The following is a 21311-nucleotide window of genomic DNA, read 5'->3' as shown; positions in this document are numbered from 1 at the left end:
CAAAGTTTGAAGGCACGCAATACAGGAAAGCGATGTGCACGAGTGAGCGATCACTACCAGGTTCTGGGTGTCGGACGAGACGCCACCGGTGAAGAAATCAAGAAGGCGTACCGGAAGCTAGCCCGCAAGCTGCACCCGGACGTCAACAATGCTCCGGGCGCCTCGGACGAGTTCAAAGCCGTATCGCACGCCTACGAGGTTCTTTCCGATCCGGAAAAACGGCGGATCTACGACACCACGGGCAACGAGAACGGCAACGACAACGGCTTCGGAGGCGGCGGTTTCGGCGCCCAGGGGTTCGGTTTCCAGGACATCTTCGACACCTTCTTCGGCGGCGGCGCCCCGGGCGGAGGACGCGGACCGGCCTCACGCAGCCGCCGCGGACAGGACGCCCTGATCAACGTCCGGATCGACCTCAAGGATGCCGTCTTCGGCACCAACAAGAAGATCGACGTCGACACTGCAGTCGTCTGCCCCACCTGCGACGGTTCCTGCTGCCAGCCCGGCACCTCTCCGCGCACCTGCGACATCTGCCACGGCACCGGTCAGGTCCAGCGGGCGGTCCGCTCGATCCTGGGCCAGGTCATGACCTCGGCACCCTGCGGCACCTGCAACGGCTTCGGCACCGTCATCCCGGACCCCTGCCACGAGTGCTCCGGCGAGGGCCGTGTCCGCAACCGGCGTACCCTGACCATCAAGATCCCGGCCGGCGTCGCCACCGGTACCCGGATCCAGCTCGGCGGGCAGGGTGAAGCCGGGATGGCCGGCGGCCCCGCCGGCGATCTGTACGTGGAGATCCGGGTCAACAATGACCCGACGTTCCTCCGTGACGGCGACGACCTGCACGCCACACTCACCATCCCCATGACTGCCGCAGCGCTGGGAACCACCGTGGCACTGGAGACCTTCGACGGCGAACGCGAAATCACCGTCAAGCCCGGCACGCAGTCCGGCGAGGTGTCCGTCCTCAACGACCTGGGCGTCACGCACCTGCGCGGCCACGGCCGCGGCGATCTTCGGGTGCACCTGCACGTGGAGACCCCGCAGAAGCTGGACTCCGAGCAGGAGGAACTGCTCCGCCGCCTCGCCAAGCTGCGCGGCGAGGAATACAGCGAGGGAAAGCTCAATAGCTCAGGTAACGGCGTTTTCGCCAAGCTGCGGGACCGTCTGGGCAACCTCTGAGATGACCAACCCGATTTTCTTCGGTGACCCGGCGCAGGTGGCGGCGGCCGGGCCCGGAGACATCTTCCGTCTCGAGGGCCCGGAAGCTCGGCACGCTGTATCTGTGAAGCGCCTCGGAGCCGGTGAAAGCGTGGACGTGGTCGACGGCGCCGGCCGCCGGCTCACCGGCACGGTAACGGAAACCGGTGCGTCGCTTCTGGAACTGCGGGTGTCAGGTGTCATCGACGAACCGGTCGAGCCCGAACGGTTCTTCCTGGTCCAGGCGCTGGCCAAGGGGGACCGGGACGAGCAGGCAGTGGAAGCCGCGACCGAGCTGGGTGTGGACACGGTGATCCCGTGGCAATCCGACCGCAGCATTGTCCGGTGGCGCGCCGAGAAGGCGGTTAAGGGACAGGCCAAATGGCAGGCCCTGACCTTTGCCGCTGCCAAGCAGTCCCGCCGTTCCCGCATCCCTGCGGTGGAGCCCGCGCTGGACAGCCGTGCCCTGCCGGCCAGGCTGGCGGAACTTGACCTCGTCCTTGTCCTCCATGAGGAGGCCGACGTGCCGCTGGCGGATGCGGTGCGTGACCTTGGCAGGCGCGGTCCCGACGAGGCCTCCGCCTCCATTGCGGTAGTCGTGGGTCCGGAAGGCGGCATCAGCCCCGCCGAGCTGGAAGCGCTGCGCGGTGCCGGAGCGGTCGCCGTCCGGCTCGGACCGCATGTGCTGCGTTCCTCCACTGCAGGTCCGGCGGCGCTGGCCGTGCTGAATTCGCTGCTCGGCCGCTGGTAGGAAGACCACCGGGCTAGCCCTCCGGATCCTCCCGGGAAGCAGACACCGTAATGCGCTTGGAATCCCCGGCGGTTTCCTGCCCGCTGTAGAAGACCCGGAGGCTGTATTCGCCCGGGGCGAGGGAAGCTGTGAAGCTGAATTCGCCCGTCTTGCCGGGCGCCTTGTCCAGTTGCACGCTGCCGGAAGCCGCAGCCCCGGCCGACGGCCTGCCGTCCACTATGGGTTCGGCCCGCCAGAGCAGTTCAACCGTCTGCGCCACCGCAGTCCCGCTGACCTCGACCTCGGTGCCCCGGATCTGCGATTCCTGCGGATCAATCACCCAGATCGGTGCCACCAGCGCGGGATCCCTGTGCAGCGGCTCCTCCAGGGTCACATGGCCGAACGCGCGGTACCCCTCCTTGCCGTCCACCAGGATCGCCACGCTGCTTTCCTGCCCTACGGTGGTCAACCCCGCGTTGGCTGCTGCTGCCGTGGCGGTGTAGACCAGCTGCTGCACTGCACGGTGGGCCATGCCCGAGTCGAGGGAGCCCTTGAACGCGTCCGAGGAGATGTCCACGGTAATGACGTTCTTGCTGGAAATGGATGCGGTGACGCTGTCCGCCGCGTGCCAGGGAGTGAAGTAGTCCTGGTCCAGCGGTTGGGCCGCCGTCATGGCCTGGACTGCCTCGCCGATGGGATCACCGGTGTTGTCCGAGGAGAGGAACTCACGGTAAAGACTGACCGTCGAGTCGTTCCGTCCCAGCCAGTACACCGGCATGAGCGTTCCGGCGGAACTGGCCTCCGCCGGCGGGGAGACCGTCATTGGAGCAGCAGCGGAGGCGTCTGAGCCGTCGAAGGACGACGGCATCGTGATGGTGGGATTCTCGGCTAAGACGCCGCATCCACCCAGCCCCAGCGCAGCCGCGGCCAACAGGGAACCGGCCAGGAAATACCGCTGGCGAAGCCCTCGGAGACAGGACGTTGCGTCGTTGGATCCGGCGTCCATCTATCCTCCTCTGGGGTAACTCGAAAACGTACGTCTTCAACCTTTGCACATGCTTTGGGGCCTTCCCGTGCCGGGGACGGGCCAGCGCCCGGACTGAAACACGATTGAGACATCACCGTTGCGGGGCCGAGACAAAAACCCGATGCCGGTCGGTTCGCCGGGGAGCACATCAAGTAAGATTTAGGTAGCGTGCGGTGCGCGGCGCGTCGTCCGGGACCCGAGGAAATAATCGTCTGTACCAGGGCGTTTACTTTCCCGGGACGGATGGCCGGACCGGCCGCCACCACCGTAAAAAGTTCGAAGAACTTTAAAACCAGACTCTATAAGGGGCGATGAAAGGCCTGAAAGGGCCGTCTATATGACCGAATCTTCAACGGAAATCGGCACCATTCGGCTGGACAACCAGACAATAGTCTTTGACTCGACGGAACACATGGTCCAGTCACTGGGTGCCAATGATGAGGCGCTCAGGATCATTGAGACGGCAAATCCCGAGGTAAGCCTGATGGTGCGCGGCAACGAACTGTCCGTGTCCGGCCCCGCTGCAGAGGTCGAACAGACCGTACGCCTGGTCAACGAAGTCCGCGTACTGGCCCGCCACCAGACCCGCGTCACGCCGCAGGTTCTCGAACAGCTGATCAGCATGCTCAAGGACCAGAGCACCCACCGCCCGGCCGATGTCCTGACGCAGAACATCCTCTCCACCCGGGGAAAGACCATTCGGCCCAAGACCCTGAACCAAAAGAACTACGTGGATGCGATTGACCGCAACACGGTGGTTTTCGGCATCGGTCCTGCGGGCACCGGCAAGACGTACCTGGCGATGGCCAAGGCAGTGCAGGCCCTGCAGCAAAAAGAGGTCAACCGGATCATCCTCACCCGTCCGGCAGTGGAAGCGGGGGAGCGGCTCGGCTTCCTTCCGGGGACGCTGAGCGACAAGATCGACCCGTACCTGCGGCCGCTCTACGACGCCCTGCACGACATGATGGACCCCGAATCGATTCCCCGCCTGATGGCGGCCGGCACCATCGAGGTGGCGCCCCTGGCCTACATGCGCGGCCGGACGCTCAATGACGCGTTCATCATCCTCGATGAAGCCCAGAACACCACGCCCGAGCAGATGAAGATGTTCCTTACCCGTCTCGGCTTCGGCTCGAAGATGGTCGTCACCGGCGACGTTACCCAAGTGGACCTGCCCGGCGGCACCGCCTCCGGCCTGCGGATTGTCCACGACATCCTGGGCGGCATCGACGACGTCGCATTCTCGGAACTGCAGGCAGTGGACGTTGTCCGGCACCGCCTGGTCAGTGACATTGTCACGGCCTACAGCGAATGGGACGAGGTCCGGCGCTCCGGCGCAGCCCGCGCCGACGGCGGCCGGTCCAACGGCAGCGGCCATGCCAACGCCGGACGCAACCGGGAGGCCCGCGCATGAGCATCGAAGTGAACAACGAATCCAGTGCACCGGCTGTCGATGAAGAGGAACTCGCCCGGCTGGGCAGGTACCTCCTGGACAGCCTGTACGTCCATCCGGAGGCAGACCTGTCCATCATCCTCGTGGATGAGGACGCCATAGAAAAGCTGCACATCGAATGGATGGATCTGCCGGGTCCCACAGATGTGCTGTCCTTCCCGATGGATGAACTGCGCCCCGGAACCGCCGGCCGGATCACCCCCGCCGGGGTCCTTGGCGACATTGTGCTGTGCCCGCAGGTGGCGGCCCTGCAGGCTGCCGACGCCGGCCACAGCACCGGTGAGGAGCTGCTGCTCCTGACCACCCACGGCGTCCTTCACCTGCTGGGCTACGACCACGCCGAGCCGGAAGAGGAGAAGGAGATGTTCGGTCTCCAGCGCCGCCTCCTTTCCGCTTACCTGGGTAAACAGGCACCCAAGGAGACCCGAAGTTGAGTATTGGTGTCCTCGTCGTCATGGCCATGGCTTTCATGGTCCTGGCGGGCCTGCTCACCGCCGCGGAGTCGGCCTACGGCTACCTGCCCCGGCAGGATGCCGAAGCGCTGCTCCACGGCAAGGCAGGAGCCCCGCTGCGCCGCATCCTGGCGCACCCGGTGGCACACATGCACGCGCTGCGGTTCTGGCGCGTGTGGTTCGAAATGGCCATGGCGGTGTCCGTGGCGACGCTCTTCCAGCTGCTGCTGGACAATATCTGGCTGGCGGGACTGCTTGCCACGGTGACCATGGCTGCCGTCGGTTTTGTCCTCGTGGGCGTCTCTCCGCGGCAGATCGGGCGTAAGCACGTCACGGCCGTCGTTGTGCTCACGGCCGGACTGGTCCGCGTGCTGCGGACCGTCCTGGGGCCGATCCCCGGATGGCTCGTCCGCCTCGGCACCGCCGTCGCCCCCGGCACCCAGGGGCCCGATGCCGCGTTCTTCACGGAAGAGGAATTCCGCGAGCTGCTGGACCGCGCGTCCGACGCGGACATGATCGAGGATACCGAGGCGGAACTGATCCACTCGGTCTTCGAACTCGGCGACACCAAAGTCCGGTCCGTCATGGTCCCGCGCACGGACATGGTCTGCATCGAAGCCGGCAGCACCCTGCGCCAGGCCATGTCCCTGTTCCTGCGCTCGGGCTATTCCCGCGTCCCGGTGATCGAGGACAGTGCCGACCACCTGGTGGGCATCCTCTACCTGAAGGACGTCGCCGCGCAGATGCACAGTGACCCGGAGCGCGCCTCGGTGCAGAAGGTCGAAGATTACGCCCGAAGCGTCCGCTACGTTCCCGAGTCCAAGGCCGTAAGTGAACTGCTGCAGGAACTGCAGCGTGAATCCACGCACGTGGCGATCGTGATCGACGAATACGGCGGAACGGCGGGATTGGTTACGCTGGAGGACCTGATCGAAGAAATCGTCGGGGAAATCGTGGACGAGTATGACTCGGAGCGCCCCGACATCGAAGGCCTCGGCAACGGCCGCTACCGGGTCAGCTCCAAGACCGGGATCGACGACCTTGGTGAGTTGTTCGGCGTCGAACTGGAGGATGATGAAGTGGACACGGTGGGCGGCCTCCTGGCCAAGGCCCTGGGCCGCGTCCCGATTGTCGGCAGCGAGGTAGTGGTCGAAGGCATCGCCCTGCACGCCGAACGGCTGGAGGGCCGGCGCAACCGCGTTTCGCATGTGCTGGCCTGGAACACCGAAAACGAAGAAATCAGCGATGAGGGCAGAAACCCTGCTCCGCGCACCCGCTCTACAGAATTGGTACCCCGTAATGACTGAACCGCAGTTCCGCGCAGGATTCGTTTCCCTGGTGGGCCGGCCCAACGCCGGAAAGTCCACCCTGACCAATGCGCTGGTCGGTTCCAAGGTGGCCATCACTTCCGCCAAGCCGCAGACCACCCGGCACACCATCCGCGGCATTGTCCACCGAGAGGACTCCCAGGTGATCCTCGTGGACACGCCGGGCCTGCACCGTCCTCGGACCCTGCTGGGCAAGCGGCTGAACGAGCTGGTGGCGGATACTTTGGCCGAGGTTGACGCCGTTGGTTTCTGCCTGCCCGCCAACGAGGCAGTGGGTCCCGGCGACCGCTACATCGCTGCTCAGCTGGCGGCCCTGAAGCGGACACCCGTGATTGCCCTGGTTACCAAGACGGATCTGGTGGACCGCGCCGCGCTGGCCAAGCAGCTGATGTCCGTCACCGCGCTGGGCAATGAAGTGCTGGGCGAGGCAGGATGGGCCGACGTCGTGCCCGTTTCGGCAGCTGACGGCTTCCAGGTCGACACCGTGGCGAAGGTCCTGGCGGGGCACATGCCCGCGTCCCCGCCCCTGTACCCGGACGGCGAACTGACCGACGAGCCCGAAGCCGTGATGGTGGCCGAACTGGTCCGCGAAGCAGCCCTTGAAGGCGTCCGCGACGAGCTGCCCCACTCCCTTGCCGTGGTAGTGGACGAGATTGTGCCGCGCGAGGGACGCAGCGAAGACAACCAGCTGCTGGATGTCCGGGTCAACCTCTACGTGGAGCGATCTTCGCAGAAGGCCATTATTATCGGCCGCGGCGGGTCCCGGCTGCGCGACGTCGGAACCACTGCGCGACGCGGCATCGAGGCGTTGCTGGGCACTAAGGTGTACCTTGACCTGCACGTTAAAATCGCCAAGGACTGGCAGCGGGATCCCAAGCAGCTGGTGAAGCTCGGTTTCTAGTCCGGAGCGGCCGGCTCCCGTATCCACAGGAGCTGGCCGTACACTTTGAAGCATTCGTTTGAGCACATTGATTCATGAAGGGGACCGGCTATGTCATCTCGCCGTGCCGCAACGGGCGGCGGCCCCTTGGGAAAACCGACTGCAGGTAAGGGTTCAGCGGAACCGGGCGGGAGGCACCTCTCGAGCGGAGCCGCCGCAGGCCATCCGCTGCTGAAAGGCATCGCCGCGGCGCTGGCCCTGGTCCTGGTCGGCGGGGTGGTCTTCGGTGCCGTCCAGCTGCTGAGGCTGAGGGGCAACTTCGATACCCAGCCCCTGAACCTGGGGTCGAACGACACCCAGGTGGAGCAGGTGGACGCCAACACCGATCCCATGCAGATCCTGGTGCTCGGTACCGACCAGCGGGACGGGCAGGACTCGAACAACTCCGACGTAATGATGCTGGTGAACCTCACGGCGGACCGCTCGAACGTCACCGTGGTCAGTTTCCCGCGGGATCTCCTGGTCCCGCTGCCGGAATGCGAGGATCCCGCGTCCGGCGCGGTGTATGACGCCATGGATCTGGGCCAGCTCAACGGTGCCCTGGGCAACGGCGGACCCGGCTGCACCGTTGCTGCCATCAACGAGGTCACCGGCCTGTCGATCGACCACTTCATGATGGCCGACTTCGATGCGGTGAAGGAACTGTCGAACACCCTCGGCGGCGTGGAAGTCTGCGTCAACCAGCCCGTTGACGACCCGCTTTCCGGCCTGAACCTGCCCGCCGGAGTGAGCAGCGTCCAGGGCGAGCAGGCCCTCGCCTTCCTCCGGACCCGGCACGGGTTCGGCAACGGCGGCGACGAAGGCCGCATCCGCGCCCAGCAAAGCTTCCTGGCCTCCATGGTGCGGAAGGTCAAGGAGGAGGGAACGCTGAACAACCTGCCCAAGCTCTATTCGATTGCGGAAACCGTCACGAAGAACCTCACCGTGGACGAAGAGCTTGCGAACATCCCCGATCTGGTCTCCCTGGCAACCCGCCTCAAAGACGTTGACCTCGGGAACGTTGCCTTCGTGACGGCTCCCGTAGTGCCGTACGAATACGACACCAACCGGCTGGTCCTCGACGAAGCCAAAGCCCAGCCGCTCTTCGATGCGCTGGTCTCCGACCAGGGCATCAGTGCGGGCGAAACCCCGTCCACGGCGGCCACTGATACGGCCGAAGCAGGCACCCCCGCGACGGCGGAACCTGCCGCGCCCGCCGTGGACCCCGCTGCGGTCCCGGTGACGCTCGTCAACGCTTCGGGCACCGCCGGCCGCGACGCCGCGGTCCTCGGGTACCTCACTTCCAAGGGGTTCACCCAGGCACTTGCCGGCGGCGCAGCCGAGTCTGAGAGCCCGGCCACCCAGATCTTCTACGGCTACGGATATGAAGAGATGGCCCTGGAAGTGGCCCGGACACTGAACATCCCGGGCGTGCAGGTGGTACTCAGCACCGCCTACACCGGAGTGTCGGTGGAGATCGGCGCGGACTTCGCCAGCGGCTCCACCATGGGGGACCTGGGCGATCTGGGTGACCTGGACGGGCAAACCGCGGCCCAGGTTACGTGCCAGACGGCGTTTGGGAACTAGCCGTTCGGCAAACGGGATCGGCTGCATGTTAGTCTGGTCACGTGCACGCAGAGATCCTCCTCCTTAGCTGCCGCGGCGAGGCCACACAAGCACCTGCTTAGGCCGCCCCTCGCTGCGGAGTCTGTGTTGCCCGGCCACTCTTTCTGATGATCGACTAGAAAAGGCCAAACCAACACCATGCGTAACGCACAGCAGTCTTCGGGCATGCCGATCTCCAAGTACGTCCCTTTCCACGAACAGATTGCCGTGGACCTGCCGGATCGGACCTGGCCGGACAAGGTCCTCACCAAGGCACCGCGCTGGTGCGCCGTGGACCTGCGGGACGGAAACCAGGCGCTGATCGATCCCATGACGCCCGAACGCAAGCACAAGATGTTCGACCTGCTGGTGAAGATGGGCTTCAAGGAGATCGAAGTCGGTTTCCCCTCCGCCTCCCAGCTGGACTTTGACTTTGTCCGCCAGCTCATCGAGGGGGACCGGATCCCCGATGACGTCACCATCCAGGTGCTCACCCAGTCCCGGGAACACCTGATTGAGCGCACCTACGAATCCCTCGAGGGCGCAGACCGGGCGATTGTCCACCTCTACAACTCGACCTCGGTGCTGCAGCGCCGCGTTGTGTTCAACACAGACCGCGACGGCATTGTCGATATTGCCCTCTCGGGTGCGCGCCTGTGCAAAAAGTACGAGGAGCAGCTGCGCGGCGTCGACGTCACCTACGAGTACTCGCCCGAGTCCTACACCGGCACGGAGCTGGATTTCGCCCTGCGGATCTCCGACGCCGTCGGGGAAGTGCTGGAGGCATCTCCCGACCGGCAGATGATCCTGAACCTGCCGGCGACGGTGGAAATGACCACGCCGAATGTCTACGCGGACTCCATCGAGTGGATGCACCGGAACATTGCCAACCGTGAATCGGTGATCCTGTCGCTGCACCCGCATAATGACCGGGGCACCGGTGTCGCAGCGGCGGAACTGGGCTACCTCGCCGGCGCGGACCGGATCGAGGGCTGCCTCTTCGGCAACGGCGAACGCACCGGCAACGTGGACCTGGTGACGCTGGGCATGAACCTGTTCAGCCACGGCATTGACCCCCAGATCGACTTCTCCGACATGGACGAGATCCGCCGCACCGTCGAATACTGCAACCAGCTCCCCGTGCCCGAACGGTCTCCGTACGGCGGAGACCTGGTCTTCACCGCCTTCTCCGGCTCCCACCAGGACGCTATTAAGAAGGGCTTCGAAGCCATGGAGAAGGAAGCCGCCGCAGCCGGCAGGACGGTGGACGAGCTGCAGTGGGGCGTGCCCTACCTGCCGATCGATCCGAAGGACATCGGCCGCAGCTACGAAGCCGTGATCCGGGTGAATTCCCAGTCCGGCAAGGGCGGCGTGGCCTACCTGCTCAAGAACGAGCACAACCTGGACCTGCCGCGCCGCGCGCAGATCGAATTCTCCGGTGTGATCCAGCGCCGCACGGACACCGCCGGCGGCGAGATCACCGGAGCCGAGCTCTGGAAGGTGTTCCAGGACGAGTACCTGCCGAACACGCCGGAGTCCGACGGCGCCGCCTGGGGACACTACGAGCTCACTTCGGTGAACGCGGACACGGCTGCCGACGGCCGCTTCAACCTCACCGCCGCCCTGAGCACGGACGGAATAGTGAAGCGGCGGATGGCCAGCGGAACCGGTCCCATCGCGGCGCTGCTGGAAATCCTGGGCCAGGACGGAATCGACGTCCGGCTGCTCGACTACACCGAACACGCCTTGTCCGCCAGCGGCAATGCGCACGCTGCGGCGTACGTTGAGCTGGCCGTGGGGGAGCGGGTGCTGTGGGGTGTCGGGATCGATCCCAACACGACCATGTCCGCGTTGAAGGCAGTCATCTCGGCCGTGAACCGGGCCATCCGGGACCAGTCCTAGGCCGCCCGGAGGCACGCCGGGCGGCAGCGGTCCGCCGGGCGTGCCCGGGCATGGGAAAATAGGTTCCGTGGCCAAATCCTTTGCATCCCGCACCTATCGGGATGACGCGGTTGTCCTGCGCACCCACAAGCTGGGCGAAGCGGACCGCATCCTCGTCCTCCTCACCCGCGAGCACGGGCAGGTGCGTGCCGTGGCCAAAGGCGTTCGGCGGACCTCCAGCAAGTTCGGTGCCCGGCTGGAACCCTTCATGGTCGCCGAACTGCTGCTCTCGCACGGCCGGAACCTGGACATTGTGACCCAGGCCCAGACCAAGGGCGCCTACGGGCACGGCATCGCAGCCGATTACGCCCGCTACACGGCGGCGGCCGCCATTGCCGAAACCGCGGAGCGGCTGACCGACATTGACGGCGAATCCGCGAAGGCCCACTACCAGCTGGTGATCGGCGCCTTTGCGGCCCTCAGCCGCGGCTCCCACGCCCCGGAACTGATCCTGGATTCCTATCTGCTGCGCGCCCTGTCCACCGCCGGGTGGGCACCGAGTTTTACCGACTGTGCGCGCTGCGGAGCCGCCGGCCCGCACACCGCCTTCTCCGCACCGCTGGGCGGCGCTGTTTGTCCCGCCTGCCGCCCGCCGGGCTCGGCGTCGCCGTCCCCGGAAACAATGGTGCTGCTGGGGGCGCTGCTCACCGGCGACTGGCCCACTGCCGACGCCTCCGGCCCGCAGCCGCGCCATGAATCCGCCGGCCTGGTGGCCGGATATCTTCAGTGGCACCTGGAACGGGTGCTGCGGTCCCTTCAACATGTGGAGCGTGTCTGACCTTGCGTTCAAAATCTTCCGCCGCCAAACCGGCAGGACCCGCGAGCCGGCCTGCGCCCCACCCCTCCGGTGCGGTTCCGCCGCAGGTTCCGGCCGAACTGGTGCCCGCCCATGTGGCGATCGTGATGGACGGCAACGGCCGCTGGGCGAACCAGCGCGGCCTGCCCCGGACCGAGGGGCACCGCGCCGGCGAGGCCGCGCTGCTGGACGTGATGGCCGGGGCCATCGAGATGGGCATCCGCCACGTTTCCGTGTACGCGTTCTCCACCGAGAACTGGAAGCGGTCCCCGGAGGAGGTCCGCTTCCTGATGGGCTTCAGCCGGGATGTGCTGCGCCGGCAGCGGGACCAGCTCAGCGAGTGGGGTGTACGGATCCGCTGGTCGGGGCGCCGTCCGCGGCTGTGGCAAAGCGTAGTGCGGGAACTGGAGATCGCCGAAGAGGAAACCCGCAGCAACACCGTGTGCACCTTGAACATGTGCGTGAACTACGGGGGCCGGGCCGAGATCGCCGACGCCGTTGCCGCCATTGCCGCCGACGTCCAGAAAGGCAAGCTGCGGCCGGGATCCATTTCCGAGAAGACCATCCAGAAGTACCTCGACGAACCCGACCTGCCCGACGTCGACCTGTTCCTGCGCACCTCGGGAGAGCAGCGGTTCTCCAACTTCATGCTCTGGCAGTCCGCGTACGCCGAGATGGTCTTTATGGATACGCTCTGGCCGGACGTGGACCGGCGGACCCTGTGGGAAGCCGTGGAGATCTACGCCCGCCGGGACCGCAGGTACGGCGGTGCGGTCGACAGGGCGGCCGGGGGCACGGACGCCGGCGAAGCGGACGGCCAGGCTTCTGCTCCTGCCGCCGACAAGGCCGGAGCTAGCGCGGGAGCATAAAGGCCCTGGACCACCGCAGGATTCCGTCGTAGACCCGGGTGCGGACCGGCAGCGCGGACAGCAGGGTGTCGTGCAGGGCGCCGTCGAACCGGTACACGGTGATTTCCGGACCAAGCAGGACGCCGCGCTGAACCATCAGGTTCACGTCCAGCACGCTGTCGGTCCGCAGCATCAGCGGATTCCACGCAGGGGCGATGGTGGAGGCCGCGGAGGCCAGCAGCAGCACCGGCACGCGGATGTCCAGGCCCCGGGCAACCTGCGCGTGGCCCGCGAGCACAGCCCGGAGCCAGCCGGCACGGACCGGGAAGCTGAACGGCGGCCGCCAGAGCGGATCCACGTCCCACTCTCCGTCCATAGCCGAACTGATGCTCCGGAAGTAGAAACCGAACTCCGGGATTTTCAGCCGTGTCCGGGGCCGGCGACGGGCGACCGGTTCCAGCAGGCCGTTGGTGGCGAAGCGCAGCATGGAGCTGCCGCTGAGCTCCAGCCAGGGACTGTTCAGGATCAGTGCCTGCAGGCGCCCGGGGAAACGGTCCGCCCAGAGCGCGGCGACCAGCCCGCCGGTTGAGTGCGCCATCAGCGTGGTGCGCATGCCGGCGCCGCAGCGGGCCTGGAGGTCCGCTTCCATTGCCTCGAGCGCTGCCTCGATATCGGCGTCGTACTCGGCCAGGTCGCCCACATAGCCCTCCGACTGGCCCGGGCGCAGGCTTCTGCCGTACTTGCGCAGGTCAAGGGCATAGAAGGCCACACCCTGGGCGGCCCAGAACCGCGCCAGATCCGCCTGGAAGAAATAGTCACTCCATCCGTGCAGGTACAGGACGGCATCCACTTTGCCCTCGACCGGGACGGGCGGAACCGCCGGGCAGTGCGAGACCAGGGTGGCAACCACCGGGCCTTCATCGTCTTCCCCCAGCTCGAGGGTCAGGCTGCGGAACCCGTCGCCGAGAACGTCAGGTTTCCAGGCGGGGTGTTCACGGCGCATGCAACTGACATTAGCCGACAGGCCGCCGGTTTGCGGTTGGGGTTTGGAACACGGTGCCGGTTCTGGAATCTTTGACGTATGCGCATCTATCCCACCTTCTTCCGGCTCGTTTTCTCCGGCATGGATCCCGAACTGGCCCACCGGATCGGTTTTGTCCTGATCCGCGCGGCCGCCCGCACCCCGGCCGGTCCGGTACTGCGCCGCCTGATGCGCCCTGCCTCGGTACTGCGGACCGAGGCGCTGGGCCTGACGTTTCCCTCCCCGTTCGGGCTGGCGGCGGGATTCGATAAGGAAGGCTCGGGCATTGTTGCCCTCTGCAACCTGGGCTTCGGACACGTGGAGGTGGGTACCGTGACCGCTTCCGCCCAGCCGGGCAATCCGAAGCCGCGGCTGTTCCGCCTGGTCGAGGACCGGGCGGTGATCAACCGGATGGGTTTCAACAACGACGGCGCCGCGGCGGTGGCCCCCCGCCTGGACAAAGCCCGGAAGGGACTGGCAAAAGCCTTCGGGACGCCGCGCCCCGTCATCGGCATCAATATCGGCAAGACCAAGACCGTCGAGCTCACGGACGCCGTTGAGGACTACCTCGCCAGTGCCCGGGCCCTCGCCCCGCACGCGGACTACCTCGCCGTAAACGTCAGCTCACCCAACACGCCCGGGCTGCGGCTGCTGCAGGACATTTCCACGCTGCGCCCGCTGCTGGCCCAGGTGGGCAGCGCCGCGGACCAGGCCGCCGGCCGGCACGTCCCGCTGCTGGTCAAGATCGCCCCGGACCTGAGCGACGCGGACATTGACGACGTCGCCGAGCTCGCCCTGGCCCTGAAGCTGGACGGCGTGATCGCCACCAACACCACCGTCACCCGGGAAAACCTGGTGACGGACCCGGAGCGCGTCATTGCCTGCGGCGTCGGCGGGCTCAGCGGTGCACCGCTGAAGAAACGGTCCCTCGAGGTCCTGCGGCGGCTCCGCACCGCATTGGGGGAGGACGGCCCGGCCATCATTTCCGTCGGTGGAGTGGAAACGGCTGCCGATGTGCAGGAGCGACTCGACGCCGGTGCGGTCCTGGTGCAGGGGTACACCGCGTTCCTGTATGAGGGTCCTTTCTGGGCGGCACGGATCAACCGGGGCCTGGCCCGGTCCCGGCGTTAAAGCAATGAAAGGGCCGCCCGCGGGCGGCCCTTTCATTTTCGTACGGAAGTTGTCCTGGAAAACCTAGGAAGGGTACTGGCCGCGGGTGACCTGCGGCTTGGGCAGGCGGAAACGCCGCAGCTGCAGGGACCGGGAAACCCCATACCAGACATCACCGGGATTGGGTCCGCCGAACTTGGCCGTCAAGCGCTTCCGGATCTGCCGGCGCAGCATAAAGCTGTCCGCAATGACCAAAAGGATGAGTACCCAGAACGCAGCCATCACAATCAGCTGGACATCGACGCTCTGGATGAAGCTGAACAGGACGAACACCAGCGCAGCGATCATGATGAATTCGCCGAGGTTCCAGCGGGCATCGACAATGTCGCGGACAAACCGGCGGTTGGGGCCCTTGTCCCGAAGGGGAAGGTAACGCTCCTCGCCGGTGTCCAGCGCGCGGCGGGTCTTCAGCCGCTCCTCCCGGAGTGCCTCGCGGTTGGCAGCCTTGGCCGCCTTCCGGTCGTCAGGCACCAGCGGCCGCCGGCGGGCGGCTACCTGGTCCTTGCGGCGGGGCGTCGGGGCTCCCTTGCCCACCCGTACGTTGGCTGCCTGGTCAGCGGCAGCTGCCTGGTCCACAGTTTCCTGCGCGGTGGGCGCTTCTTTCTTTCGTCCGAACACATCCCAAGGATACCGTGAAAGATTGTAGGGTTTTGGCTATGACTTCCAACCCCACTCCAGACGCAAATCCCTCATCCGCGGACGTCCACGAAGACGCCCTCCGTGCCAGCGTGGCCGCGGATTTCCCGCGGACCGTCGAGCAGCTCAAGTCCCTGGTGAGCATTCCGGGCATCGCGTGGGACTCCTTTGATCCCGAGCACCTCAACCGCAGTGCCGCCGCCGTCGCCGAGTTGGTCCGCGAAGCCGGCATCGAAGACGTCCAGGTGCTGCGCGTGGACAACAACGGCACGCCCGGCGGCCCCGCCGTCGTCGCCCGCCGTCCCGCCCGGGCCGGCGCGCCCACCGTTCTGCTGTACGCCCACCACGATGTCCAGCCGCCCGGGGACCCGGACCTCTGGGAGTCCGACCCGTTCACCGCCGAAGAGCGCAACGGACGGCTCTACGGCCGCGGCGCCGCTGATGACAAGGCCGGCATCATGGCGCATATCGGTGCGCTGCGTGCCCTGGAAGACGTCCTGGGGGAGGAGTCCGGCGTCGGCGTCACCCTGTTCATCGAAGGTGAGGAAGAAGCCGGGTCCCCGACCTTCCGCACCTTCCTGGAGACCTACCAGGACCTGCTGCGCGCCGACGTCATTGTGGTGGCCGATTCGGGCAACTGGAAGGTAGGCGTACCGGCGCTCACCACGAGCCTGCGCGGGCTGGTGGACGGCACGGTCGAGGTCCAGGTGCTGGACCACGCCGTGCACTCGGGGATGTTCGGCGGTCCGGTGCTGGACGCGCCCACCCTGCTGGCCCGGTTGATTGCGACCTTCCATGACGACGCCGGTGACGTTGCCATCGCCGGACTCGTGTCCGGCGACGACGCCGCAGTGGACTACCCCGAAACGGACTTCCGTGCCGATTCGTCGCTGCTCGACGGCGTCCGGCTCGCCGGAACGGGCTCCATTGCCTCCCGGCTGTGGACCAAGCCCGCCCTGTCGATCATCGGCATAGATGTGCCGACCGTGGCGATGTCCTCCAACACCATCCAGCCGAAGGCCCGCGCGAAGTTCAGCCTGCGCCTGGCCCCCGGGCAGAGCCCGGAGGAAGCCATGGCAGCCGTCGAGGCGCACGTCCAGGCCCACGCTCCCTTCGGTGCCAAGGTCACCTTCACGCCGGGGGAGCAGGGCAATGCCTTCGCTACCGACACCAGCGCCAGCGCCGCACGCACCGCGCTGTGGGCCCTGGAACGGGCGTGGGGGGTGCAGCCGGTGGAATCGGGCATGGGCGGATCCATCCCGTTCATTTCGGACCTCGTGGAACTGTTCCCGGAGGCGCAGATCCTGATCACCGGCGTCGAAGATCCGGATTCCCGCGCCCACAGCGCCAACGAGTCGCTGGACCTGGGCGACTTCCGGAACGCGATCCTGGCCGAAGCGCTGCTCCTTGCCCGCCTTGGCGCCGTTGCCGGCTAGGAAACAGGACAAAAGCAGGTGCCGGGCGGGAATTCTTTTAGGCCCGGCACCTGTTAGATCGTTGGGGGTGAGCAGACGTACCATTGAGACACTGGTCCGGCCCGCGGCAGGCGATTCAAGGCGTGCACGCGGAAAGACCAGCTGAGGAAAGAGAGAAACTATGAGCGTTTCCACCAGCGAAAACAAGACCGCCGCAGCAGAGGCCGAGCTGCCCGTACACGAAGTACTGCTGTCGGATGTAGCAGCACAGAAGGTCCGCAGCCTGCTGGAGCAGGAAGGCCGCACCGACCTCCGTCTCCGTGTGGCAGTCCAGCCCGGAGGCTGCTCGGGACTCATCTACCAGCTCTACTTCGACGAACGCGTCCTCGACGGCGACGCCGTCCGTGACTTCGACGGCGTCGAGGTCATCGTGGACAAGATGAGCGTTCCCTACCTGTCCGGCGCGTCGATCGACTTCGAGGACACCATCTCGAAGCAGGGGTTCACCATCGACAACCCCAATGCCGGCGGCTCATGCGCCTGTGGAGATTCCTTCCACTAGGAGCCAAGGCTGCGGCGGCCCGTAACAGGAGCATTAAACGCCCGGCGCGGCGGTGATCTGTCACTGGATCGCCGCGCGTACGGGTAAGCTCTACACGTAGTAGTAAAACTAATGTCCGTAACCGGGAACTTTTTTGTCCCCGTGCGGACAGCACTTGCACGCAACAAGAGGAAGGGCCGTCTGTGAGTTCGCAGGACCGAACCAGCAGCCGACGCGCCAGGATCTTAAAGATCTCAGCCGTAACGTCGGCCGGCGCGTTGTTTTTATCGGGGTGTTCATCGGAGGCTCAAACGGGCTGGTTGCCGACGGACCGCGACACCACTAACCACACCGGCCGGATCATTGACCTTTGGGTCAACTCGTGGATCGCTGCCTTGGCTGTTGGTATCCTCACCTGGGCTTTGATCCTGTGGTGCATGGTTGCCTACCGCCGTCGCAAGAACGAGACCGGGTACCCGCGCCAGCTCAGCTACAACCTGCCGCTGGAGATTTTCTACACGGCTGTGCCGCTGTTCATGGTTCTGGTGTTGTTCTACTTCACCAACCAGGACATCAAGGCGATCAATGCAACCAGCGATGACCCGGACCGGGTCATTATTGATGTGCGCGCCAAGCAGTGGTCCTGGGACTTCAACTATGTCAACGAAGACAAGTACTACCAGGGCGTTCAGGTCAACCTTGACGGCCAGGAAGTCGACCAGGATGAGTTCCCCACGCTGGTGCTCCCCGTCGACAAGACCATCGAGCTGCAGCTGAACACCCGCGACGTCCAGCACTCCTTCTGGGTGCCTGCATTCCTGCAGAAGATGGACGTCTACCCCGGCCGCACCAACGTCATCACCCTCGAAACCGGCAAGACCGGCACCTTCGACGGTAAGTGCGCCGAGCTTTGCGGTGAGTACCACTCCGAAATGCTCTTCAACGTCGAGGTTGTCACCGAAGAGGCCTACAACGACTACGTAGAGACCCTGCCCAGCGGGCAGGTCGACGGGGACTACGACCGCCAGTACAACTCAGAATCTAGCGAAGTTAGGAAGTAGGTGACGTCATGACTACTCTCGAATACACTTCGGAAGATTCCGGCACCAGGGTTGCGCCTCGCGTAGTACCCGTCTCCAAGGGACGAATCGTTGTCAGCTGGATCACGTCCACTGACCACAAGACCATCGGGTACATGTACCTGATCGCCTCGTTTATCTTCTTCTGCCTCGCCGGCGTGATGGCCCTGGTCATCCGCGCGGAGCTGTTTGAGCCCGGTATGCAGATCCTGCAGACCAAGGACCAGTACAACCAGCTCTTCACGATGCACGGCACCGTGATGCTCCTGATGTTCGCCACCCCGCTGTTCTCCGGCTTCGCGAACGTCATCATGCCCCTGCAGATCGGCGCACCGGATGTCGCGTTCCCGCGGCTGAACGCCCTGGCGTTCTGGTTCTTCCTCTTCGGCAGCACCATTGCCGTTGCCGGCTTCATTACGCCGCAGGGCGCTGCGTCCTTCGGCTGGTTTGCGTACACCCCGCTCTCCAGCACCACTTTCTCTCCGGGCGTGGGCGGAGACCTCTGGGTCTTCGGCCTGGCACTGTCCGGCTTCGGCACCATCCTTGGTGCCGTCAACTTCATCACCACCATCATCTGCATGCGTGCCCCGGGCATGACCATGTGGCGGATGCCGATCTTCACCTGGAACACCCTCGTGACGGCCATCCTGGTCCTGATGGCGTTCCCGCCCCTGGCCGCTGCACTGTTCGCCCTCGGCGCCGACCGGCGCTTCGGAGCTCACATCTTCGATCCGGAACGCGGCGGCGCCATCCTGTGGCAGCACCTGTTCTGGTTCTTCGGCCACCCCGAGGTCTACATCATCGCGCTGCCGTTCTTCGGCATCGTGTCCGAGATCTTCCCGGTCTTCAGCCGCAAGCCGATCTTCGGCTACAAGGGCCTGGTCTACGCGACCATCGCCATCGCCGCACTGTCGGTGACGGTCTGGGCGCACCACATGTACGTGACCGGCGCAGTCATGCTGCCGTTCTTCGCCTTCATGACGATGTTGATCGCGGTGCCTACGGGCGTGAAGTTCTTCAACTGGATCGGCACCATGTGGCGGGGGTCCATTACCTTCGAGACCCCCATGCTCTGGAGCATCGGCTTCCTCATTACGTTCCTCTTCGGCGGCCTGACCGGCATCATCCTGTCCTCCCCGCCGCTGGACTTCCACGTCTCGGATACGTACTTCGTGGTGGCGCACTTCCACTACGTCATCTTCGGTACCGTGGTGTTTGCAATGTTCGCAGGCTTCTACTTCTGGTGGCCCAAGTGGACCGGCAAGATGCTCAACGAACGCCTGGGCAAGATCCACTTCTGGCTCCTGTTCATCGGCTTCCACGGCACCTTCCTCATCCAGCACTGGCTGGGTGTCCTGGGTATGCCGCGCCGCTACGCCGATTACCTGGTGGAAGACAACTTCACCGCGATGAACCAGTTCTCCACCATCGCCTCCTTCGTCCTGGGTGCCTCGATGATCCCGTTCTTCTGGAACGTGTACATCACCTGGCGCCACGGCAAGAAGGTTGAAGTGGATGACCCCTGGGGCTTCGGTGGCTCGCTCGAGTGGGCAACTTCCTGCCCGCCGCCGCGCCACAACTTCACCTCGCTGCCCCGGATCCGTTCCGAGCGTCCGGCACTGGACCTGCACCACCCCGAGCTGCAGCAGCACGTCACTGACGATTCCGCCGCTGCCAAGGTATTCGGCCCCGGCGACCGGAAGGAAAAAGTCTAATGAAGGTTGAGACTAAGCTCTTCGCTTACATGACGCCGTTCTTCATCGTCGTCGGTGTTGTCTACGGCTACATGGTGGATTGGATGGAGCCCGTCGGTTACCTGGCGCTCTTCCTCACCGGCGGCATGTCCGGCATGATCGCCTACTACATCGGCTTCACCGGCAAGCGCGTCGGCCCCCGGCCCGAGGACCGCCTGGACGCCGAGATCCACGAAGGATCCGGCGAGCAGGGCTTCTTCAGCCCGTGGAGCTGGTGGCCGCTGCTGCTGGGTGCCTCTGCCGCTATCGGCTTCCTGGGCATGGCAGTAGGCTGGTGGATCCTTTACATCGGCGCCGGCCTGGCCGTTGTCGCACTGGTTGGCTGGGTATTCGAATACAGCCGCGGAAACCACGCCCACTAGGGACCGCATAAAAGCATAAAAAAGGAAGGACCCGCAGGAGACTGCGGGTCCTTCCTTTTTGCCTTGGCCTGCCGCGGCAGGACAAGGAGCGCGGCAGGGGAGGGGCGGTGCGGGATGCCGGTATCCTTAGACGGCAGCAGTTTTCCCAGCCGGAGGGGCGGAATAGATACATGCACGTTACGGGTCCGTTCATTCGCTCGGGATACCGCGGGTGAGCAATCACCGGCTGCGCCTGATAACCGAGGGCATCGATCCCGGCACGGGCGTCGCCAAGCACTTACAGCTCCAAGGCATCCTCCGCCGCTTCGTGGAAACCCATGCCGGGGCAGGGGAGATCATTCCGTCGGAGCGCGAGCTCTCCGAACACTTCTCCGTAGCCCGCATGACCATCCGCCAGGCCGTGGATGCCCTGGTGGCGGACGGCGTGCTTGAGCGCGTCGTCGGGCTGGGGACCTTCGTGGCACGGACGAAGATGGACCTGCAGGTTCAGCTGACCTCGTACTCCGAGGAAATGCACCGCCGCGGCATGGTCCCTGACGCACACGTCCTGAGTTTCGAGCAGATCGGCGCCTCGCAGCTGGTGGCGCGTGAACTCCAGATCGAGCCGGGCCAGCCCGTCGTGCGGTTCCGGCGGCAGCTGCTGGCGGACGGCGAACCGATGAGCGTCGATGAGAACTTTATCCCCGCACACTACGTGCCCGGGATTCTCGAGGAAGAGCCGCCGACGTCCCTCTACAACGTGCTGAGCGAACGGTACGGCCTGGTGATGGAGTGGGGCGAGGACACCATTGAGGCAACGGCCGCCTCGGCCTCCATCGCCCGCCTGCTCAACGTTGAGCTCGGAGCACCGGTGCTGAAGATCCAGCGCCACGCCTATGTCTCGCGGGCGATGGTCGACTATTCGGTGTCCTACTACCGGGCGGACCGTTACAAGCTCTGGGTGCCGTTGCAGCGGCCCGGAGTCCGCACCCCACGTTCTTACCACCCACGCCGGCGCCCGCACGCCTGAGCGCCGACCAGGGGGGCTCGCAGCC

Annotated in this window: 20 protein-coding genes; 17 read left to right on the top strand and 3 right to left on the bottom strand. The window is 65.4% G+C overall.

Annotated elements, in window-relative coordinates; translation table 11 throughout:
* Positions 1–42 precede the first annotated feature (42 nt).
* Positions 43–1182, top strand: coding sequence for a molecular chaperone DnaJ (gene dnaJ / locus N2L00_RS08800; RefSeq protein ID WP_229951825.1), 1140 nt, complete (start codon positions 43–45; stop codon positions 1180–1182).
* Between the two features lies 1 nt (position 1183).
* Positions 1184–1951, top strand: a complete 768-nt coding sequence (locus tag N2L00_RS08795) for a 16S rRNA (uracil(1498)-N(3))-methyltransferase (RefSeq protein ID WP_255766284.1) — start codon at positions 1184–1186, stop codon at positions 1949–1951.
* A gap of 13 nt (positions 1952–1964) precedes the next feature.
* On the opposite strand, the gene N2L00_RS08790 is transcribed toward N2L00_RS08795, so the two are convergent.
* Entirely contained in the window at positions 1965–2936 is a 972-nt protein-coding gene (locus N2L00_RS08790; RefSeq protein WP_255862968.1) for a GerMN domain-containing protein, read from the bottom strand.
* A 358-nt stretch (positions 2937–3294) separates the two neighbouring features.
* On the opposite strand from N2L00_RS08790, the gene N2L00_RS08785 reads away from it, so the two are divergent.
* From N2L00_RS08785 to N2L00_RS08750, 8 genes are all read left to right on the top strand, one after another.
* Positions 3295–4371, top strand: coding sequence for a PhoH family protein (locus N2L00_RS08785; RefSeq protein WP_255862969.1), 1077 nt, complete (start codon positions 3295–3297; stop codon positions 4369–4371).
* A complete protein-coding gene (ybeY, locus tag N2L00_RS08780; RefSeq protein ID WP_255766281.1) occupies positions 4368–4844 on the top strand; it encodes an rRNA maturation RNase YbeY in 477 nt (158 codons plus the stop codon). The genes N2L00_RS08785 and ybeY overlap by 4 nt, the downstream gene beginning before the upstream one ends.
* A gap of 20 nt (positions 4845–4864) precedes the next feature.
* Entirely contained in the window at positions 4865–6169 is a 1305-nt protein-coding gene (locus tag N2L00_RS08775) for a hemolysin family protein (protein WP_370647029.1), read from the top strand.
* Positions 6162–7091 carry a GTPase Era gene (era, locus tag N2L00_RS08770; protein ID WP_255766279.1) on the top strand — a complete coding sequence of 310 codons (930 nt, stop codon included), beginning with the start codon at positions 6162–6164 and terminating at the stop codon, positions 7089–7091. Before N2L00_RS08775 ends, era begins: the two co-directional genes overlap by 8 nt.
* A 90-nt stretch (positions 7092–7181) precedes the next feature.
* On the top strand, positions 7182–8696 hold the full coding sequence (locus N2L00_RS08765; protein WP_255862970.1) for an LCP family protein: 1515 nt from the start codon (positions 7182–7184) through the stop codon (positions 8694–8696).
* Between the two features lie 177 nt (positions 8697–8873).
* Positions 8874–10616: a 2-isopropylmalate synthase gene (gene leuA, locus N2L00_RS08760; RefSeq protein WP_255862971.1), complete on the top strand. Its 1743-nt coding sequence runs from the start codon at positions 8874–8876 to the stop codon at positions 10614–10616.
* A 67-nt stretch (positions 10617–10683) separates the two neighbouring features.
* Positions 10684–11433: a DNA repair protein RecO gene (gene recO, locus N2L00_RS08755; protein WP_227921472.1), complete on the top strand. Its 750-nt coding sequence runs from the start codon at positions 10684–10686 to the stop codon at positions 11431–11433.
* A 2-nt stretch (positions 11434–11435) separates the two neighbouring features.
* Positions 11436–12320 (top strand): isoprenyl transferase, encoded by an 885-nt coding sequence (locus N2L00_RS08750; protein ID WP_374676608.1) that lies wholly within the window; start codon positions 11436–11438, stop codon positions 12318–12320.
* Here N2L00_RS08750 and N2L00_RS08745 read toward each other — a convergent pair.
* Positions 12304–13302, bottom strand: a complete 999-nt coding sequence (locus N2L00_RS08745) for an alpha/beta hydrolase (RefSeq protein WP_255862973.1) — start codon at positions 13300–13302, stop codon at positions 12304–12306. The two genes, N2L00_RS08750 and N2L00_RS08745, sit on opposite strands and share 17 nt — an antisense overlap.
* Before the next feature lie 78 nt (positions 13303–13380).
* Between N2L00_RS08745 and N2L00_RS08740 the strand changes: the two genes are divergently transcribed.
* Positions 13381–14451, top strand: coding sequence for a quinone-dependent dihydroorotate dehydrogenase (locus N2L00_RS08740; protein WP_255862974.1), 1071 nt, complete (start codon positions 13381–13383; stop codon positions 14449–14451).
* 63 nt (positions 14452–14514) lie between these two features.
* Here the strand turns inward: N2L00_RS08740 and N2L00_RS08735 are convergent, their stop codons facing one another.
* On the bottom strand, positions 14515–15108 hold the full coding sequence (locus N2L00_RS08735; protein WP_255766274.1) for a DUF3043 domain-containing protein: 594 nt from the start codon (positions 15106–15108) through the stop codon (positions 14515–14517).
* 38 nt (positions 15109–15146) lie between these two features.
* Between N2L00_RS08735 and N2L00_RS08730 the strand changes: the two genes are divergently transcribed.
* From N2L00_RS08730 to N2L00_RS08705, 6 genes are all read left to right on the top strand, one after another.
* Positions 15147–16562 carry a dipeptidase gene (locus N2L00_RS08730; RefSeq protein ID WP_255862975.1) on the top strand — a complete coding sequence of 472 codons (1416 nt, stop codon included), beginning with the start codon at positions 15147–15149 and terminating at the stop codon, positions 16560–16562.
* 160 nt (positions 16563–16722) lie between these two features.
* The gene (locus N2L00_RS08725; RefSeq protein ID WP_227921490.1) at positions 16723–17103 is read left to right on the top strand and encodes an iron-sulfur cluster assembly accessory protein; all 381 of its coding nucleotides are present in this window, start codon (positions 16723–16725) and stop codon (positions 17101–17103) included.
* Between the two features lie 182 nt (positions 17104–17285).
* Positions 17286–18143 (top strand): cytochrome c oxidase subunit II, encoded by an 858-nt coding sequence (gene coxB / locus N2L00_RS08720; RefSeq protein WP_255766272.1) that lies wholly within the window; start codon positions 17286–17288, stop codon positions 18141–18143.
* Between the two features lie 8 nt (positions 18144–18151).
* Positions 18152–19876 (top strand): cytochrome c oxidase subunit I, encoded by a 1725-nt coding sequence (ctaD, locus tag N2L00_RS08715; protein WP_229951841.1) that lies wholly within the window; start codon positions 18152–18154, stop codon positions 19874–19876.
* Entirely contained in the window at positions 19876–20277 is a 402-nt protein-coding gene (locus N2L00_RS08710; protein WP_255766271.1) for a cytochrome c oxidase subunit 4, read from the top strand. Before ctaD ends, N2L00_RS08710 begins: the two co-directional genes overlap by 1 nt.
* 226 nt (positions 20278–20503) lie before the next feature.
* Positions 20504–21286 (top strand): GntR family transcriptional regulator, encoded by a 783-nt coding sequence (locus tag N2L00_RS08705; RefSeq protein ID WP_255766592.1) that lies wholly within the window; start codon positions 20504–20506, stop codon positions 21284–21286.
* Positions 21287–21311 lie beyond the last annotated feature (25 nt).

The sequence above is a fragment of the Arthrobacter sp. zg-Y1171 genome, assembly GCF_025244845.1.
Lineage (GTDB): Bacteria > Actinomycetota > Actinomycetes > Actinomycetales > Micrococcaceae > Arthrobacter_B.
The sequence above is the reverse complement of the archived record's forward strand: the minus strand, read 5'-3'. Positions and strand labels throughout refer to the sequence as shown.

What these genes read in the sequence shown, in the direction of transcription:
- ybeY (WP_255766281.1), top strand. Translation starts at nt 4,368, where the DNA reads ATGAGCATCGAAGTGAACAACGAATCCAGTGCACCGGCTGTCGATGAA.
- N2L00_RS08775 (WP_370647029.1), top strand. Translation starts at nt 4,865, where the DNA reads ATGGCCATGGCTTTCATGGTCCTGGCGGGCCTGCTCACCGCCGCGGAG.
- ctaD (WP_229951841.1), top strand. Translation starts at nt 18,152, where the DNA reads ATGACTACTCTCGAATACACTTCGGAAGATTCCGGCACCAGGGTTGCG.
- N2L00_RS08765 (WP_255862970.1), top strand. Translation starts at nt 7,182, where the DNA reads ATGTCATCTCGCCGTGCCGCAACGGGCGGCGGCCCCTTGGGAAAACCG.
- N2L00_RS08710 (WP_255766271.1), top strand. Translation starts at nt 19,876, where the DNA reads ATGAAGGTTGAGACTAAGCTCTTCGCTTACATGACGCCGTTCTTCATC.
- N2L00_RS08745 (WP_255862973.1), bottom strand. Translation starts at nt 13,302, where the DNA reads ATGCGCCGTGAACACCCCGCCTGGAAACCTGACGTTCTCGGCGACGGG.
- N2L00_RS08795 (WP_255766284.1), top strand. Translation starts at nt 1,184, where the DNA reads ATGACCAACCCGATTTTCTTCGGTGACCCGGCGCAGGTGGCGGCGGCC.
- leuA (WP_255862971.1), top strand. Translation starts at nt 8,874, where the DNA reads ATGCGTAACGCACAGCAGTCTTCGGGCATGCCGATCTCCAAGTACGTC.
- N2L00_RS08730 (WP_255862975.1), top strand. Translation starts at nt 15,147, where the DNA reads ATGACTTCCAACCCCACTCCAGACGCAAATCCCTCATCCGCGGACGTC.
- N2L00_RS08740 (WP_255862974.1), top strand. Translation starts at nt 13,381, where the DNA reads ATGCGCATCTATCCCACCTTCTTCCGGCTCGTTTTCTCCGGCATGGAT.
- era (WP_255766279.1), top strand. Translation starts at nt 6,162, where the DNA reads ATGACTGAACCGCAGTTCCGCGCAGGATTCGTTTCCCTGGTGGGCCGG.
- N2L00_RS08725 (WP_227921490.1), top strand. Translation starts at nt 16,723, where the DNA reads ATGAGCGTTTCCACCAGCGAAAACAAGACCGCCGCAGCAGAGGCCGAG.
- N2L00_RS08785 (WP_255862969.1), top strand. Translation starts at nt 3,295, where the DNA reads ATGACCGAATCTTCAACGGAAATCGGCACCATTCGGCTGGACAACCAG.
- N2L00_RS08790 (WP_255862968.1), bottom strand. Translation starts at nt 2,936, where the DNA reads ATGGACGCCGGATCCAACGACGCAACGTCCTGTCTCCGAGGGCTTCGC.